The organism is Arthrobacter sp. NPDC089319 (assembly GCF_040684925.1).
In the GTDB taxonomy this organism is placed as follows: Bacteria; Actinomycetota; Actinomycetes; order Actinomycetales; family Micrococcaceae; genus Crystallibacter.
This window is the reverse complement of the sequence record NZ_JBFBGZ010000028.1, coordinates 1-1839: the sequence shown is the minus strand read 5'-3', so window position 1 is coordinate 1839 and position 1839 is coordinate 1. Positions and strand designations below refer to the sequence as shown.

1 rRNA gene is annotated in these 1839 nt (G+C 57.0%); it reads right to left on the bottom strand.

Annotation, left to right across the window (positions count from 1 at the left end):
• Positions 1–136: 136 nt before the first annotated feature.
• A 16S ribosomal RNA gene (locus AB0N75_RS18800) occupies positions 137–1660 on the bottom strand.
• Positions 1661–1839: the final 179 nt, after the last annotated feature.

The window sequence follows — 1839 nt, the reverse complement described above, 5'->3', positions numbered from 1 at the left end:
CGGCAGACACCGAATCCGTTGATATTCCACCCATGAGCACCCGCCGGACAACTTGCGTGTCCGCAACGGGCTTGCCCTGCAAACCACCCAACCCGCACTGAAGGCGCGCCGGGAACGGTTCGAGGAAGCTCCTTAGAAAGGAGGTGATCCAGCCGCACCTTCCGGTACGGCTACCTTGTTACGACTTAGTCCCAATCGCCGGTCCCACCTTCGACGGCTCCCTCCCACAAGGGGTTAGGCCACCGGCTTCGGGTGTTACCAACTTTCGTGACTTGACGGGCGGTGTGTACAAGGCCCGGGAACGTATTCACCGCAGCGTTGCTGATCTGCGATTACTAGCGACTCCGACTTCATGGGGTCGAGTTGCAGACCCCAATCCGAACTGAGACCGGCTTTTTGGGATTAGCTCCACCTCACAGTATCGCAACCCATTGTACCGGCCATTGTAGCATGCGTGAAGCCCAAGACATAAGGGGCATGATGATTTGACGTCGTCCCCACCTTCCTCCGAGTTGACCCCGGCAGTCTCCCATGAGTCCCCGCCATTACGCGCTGGCAACATGGAACGAGGGTTGCGCTCGTTGCGGGACTTAACCCAACATCTCACGACACGAGCTGACGACAACCATGCACCACCTGTGAACCGGCCCCGAAGGGAAGGACTGTTTCCAGCCCGGTCCGGCCCATGTCAAGCCTTGGTAAGGTTCTTCGCGTTGCATCGAATTAATCCGCATGCTCCGCCGCTTGTGCGGGCCCCCGTCAATTCCTTTGAGTTTTAGCCTTGCGGCCGTACTCCCCAGGCGGGGCACTTAATGCGTTAGCTACGGCGCGGAAAACGTGGAATGTCCCCCACACCTAGTGCCCAACGTTTACGGCATGGACTACCAGGGTATCTAATCCTGTTCGCTCCCCATGCTTTCGCTCCTCAGCGTCAGTTACAGCCCAGAGACCTGCCTTCGCCATCGGTGTTCCTCCTGATATCTGCGCATTTCACCGCTACACCAGGAATTCCAGTCTCCCCTACTGCACTCTAGTCTGCCCGTACCCACTGCAGACCCGGGGTTGAGCCCCGGGCTTTCACAGCAGACGCGACAAACCGCCTACGAGCTCTTTACGCCCAATAATTCCGGACAACGCTTGCGCCCTACGTATTACCGCGGCTGCTGGCACGTAGTTAGCCGGCGCTTCTTCTGCAGGTACCGTCACTTTCGCTTCTTCCCTGCTGAAAGAGGTTTACAACCCGAAGGCATTCATCCCTCACGCGGCGTCGCTGCATCAGGCTTGCGCCCATTGTGCAATATTCCCCACTGCTGCCTCCCGTAGGAGTCTGGGCCGTGTCTCAGTCCCAGTGTGGCCGGTCACCCTCTCAGGCCGGCTACCCGTCGTCGCCTTGGTAGGCCATTACCCCACCAACAAGCTGATAGGCCGCGAGTCCATCCAAGACCAAAAAATCTTTCCACCCACCACCATGCGGTGACAGGTCATATCCGGTATTAGACCCGGTTTCCCAGGCTTATCCCAGAGTCAAGGGCAGGTTACTCACGTGTTACTCACCCGTTCGCCACTAATCCCCGGTGCAAGCACCGGATCATCGTTCGACTTGCATGTGTTAAGCACGCCGCCAGCGTTCGTCCTGAGCCAGGATCAAACTCTCCGTTAATGTTTCAAACAGACACAGCACCAATAGCCGGGAAAACGACCAAAGACACTGCACTAAATTCAAACCAGGCTGATAAAACCGCGACACACCACAGGGGCGGCACGCCACGGCACTTCAACCAATAAATAATTGGTATCAACAAACTTGGCACACTATTGAGTTCTCAAACAACAGGAGCA